A 1,684-nucleotide genomic window follows, 5' to 3' on the forward strand; every position below is an offset into this window, starting at 1 on the left:
AGGCGCTATGCAGTTGCTCTCAATAACTGGTTGTTTTCTGGGTCAAACCATGTCAATTCCAATCGTTTGGGCCAAAACTTGTCGATGAGGCTTGCGCAATGCCGTGCCGCTGCGTCAAGATCGATCACGATCAAGTCTGGCTCGTTTGTTCGAGCGGCTTGACGGGCATGACAGCGGACGCACAGCACATTGCGGATCACTTGGCCGTGGGTGCAATCTTCCTCGTCCGCTGTTTTTCGTTGTTCCCAGACGAGGTATCGAACGAGCGTTTCGGCCGTGAATAGCAGCGTCATGTGAGCGTGTATGTGGTTTTGGTTGGGCGAATGGCAATTGAGCATCCCGAGTTCTTGCTTTGCCGTACGGAACAAGACTTCAATTCGCCAACGCTTCAGCCACGCACCCATCACCTCAGATGGCGCATCGTGACGGTTGCTTATGAGCAGGTAGGCCCCCTTGTACTCTGCAGCCGGCTCTTCGGTCTCCACGGGTTCATTGGAGTCCACGAGTTCTGTTGGTTGCGTGGTGGCCTTGTTGTCTTCGGGCTTTATTCGTTTACCGACGACTGCGGCGACCGGTGTGTATTTCATTTTCGTACATGGCTCGCCCCGTCGATTCACTGAGGTCTTTGGCATCTTCACGTAGATGTTTTCACAGGCGACAGAGGCGACATCCACGTTCCCTTGCGCCATGAGCAGCGGATAGACCTCCCGAATGAGGTCTCGAGGACGTATTGGAACAAAGCGCTCACGTCCGGTGCCGGGTTCAATCATGCGGCGGAATAGCTGCATGTTCCGTTTGGCCTTCGTGACCCAATCAAAGTTCTCTGATTCACACTGGAGCAGGAATGGTTTGCTGAAGTACCAGCGATCCATGACCACCCACAAGCGGCACGTCACCTGTTTTCGGACAGCCAGGAGCATTCTCCATGCGAGGTCCAGTTTTGACTGCTTCTTGTCGGTGTCGTTTTCGGGTTTCGTCCAGATGGCGTACGACCATGGATATTCAACCCCATTGCTGCGGACGGCGTGCAGCGCCACGATGTTCATCGCCCATGTGTACACTTTGTTCGAACTGTCGTAGAGCCAGTAGAGAAACGGGATCCCCTTGGCGTATGGGTGTGGGGCATGCGTATCGTCGAGCGCAAGCACGTCTCCGTCTGCCAGAGCCGTATCTGGATCTTCCTGAAGGCGAGAGGTCCGTTTTTCGTTGAATGTGTCCCATTGGGAAAATCCCGTCAGGAAGCGGCTGAGGGTGGATTGAGTCACCTTTTGGATGCCCAGCATGCGCTGCAAGAGGCCGTCTTTGTTGAAGAACGTGGCCAGTGCATTGACGGACGGACAGCGGTTAATGAGCCCAACGACGTAGAGGAACGCCAGAACCCAGGTGGCGACGCCACGGACTTTGAAGATCCCCGACTGGGACAAGAGCAACGAAAGGTCGAACCGATCCCACAGTGTACGTAGAACAGGGGCGCCACCGACATTGCTGAAAGACGAAAGCTCCTTGAACTCTGGTTTACATAAACGAGCCATACTTCACACCCGAATCGCTGAGAGATAGGCAGTTAGGTGCCTCCTCGGCGATTGTTAGGGTGTTTTTCAAAAGTCAAGTGTTTTTCGATGGTTTCATTAACATTTCATAAAATGTTCACAATCCAACTTCATACAGCAACTGCATAGCGCCT

1 protein-coding gene is annotated in these 1,684 nt (G+C 53.6%); it reads right to left on the reverse strand.

Annotated elements, in window-relative coordinates; translation table 11 throughout:
* Positions 1-5: 5 nt before the first annotated feature.
* Positions 6-1,532, reverse strand: a complete 1,527-nt coding sequence (locus AMA01_RS13400; RefSeq protein WP_067851751.1) for a transposase — start codon at positions 1,530-1,532, stop codon at positions 6-8.
* Between the last annotated feature and the right edge of the window lie 152 nt (positions 1,533-1,684).

Source organism: Alicyclobacillus mali NBRC 102425, assembly GCF_001570745.1.
In the GTDB taxonomy this organism is placed as follows: Bacteria; Bacillota; Bacilli; order Alicyclobacillales; family Alicyclobacillaceae; genus Alicyclobacillus; species Alicyclobacillus mali.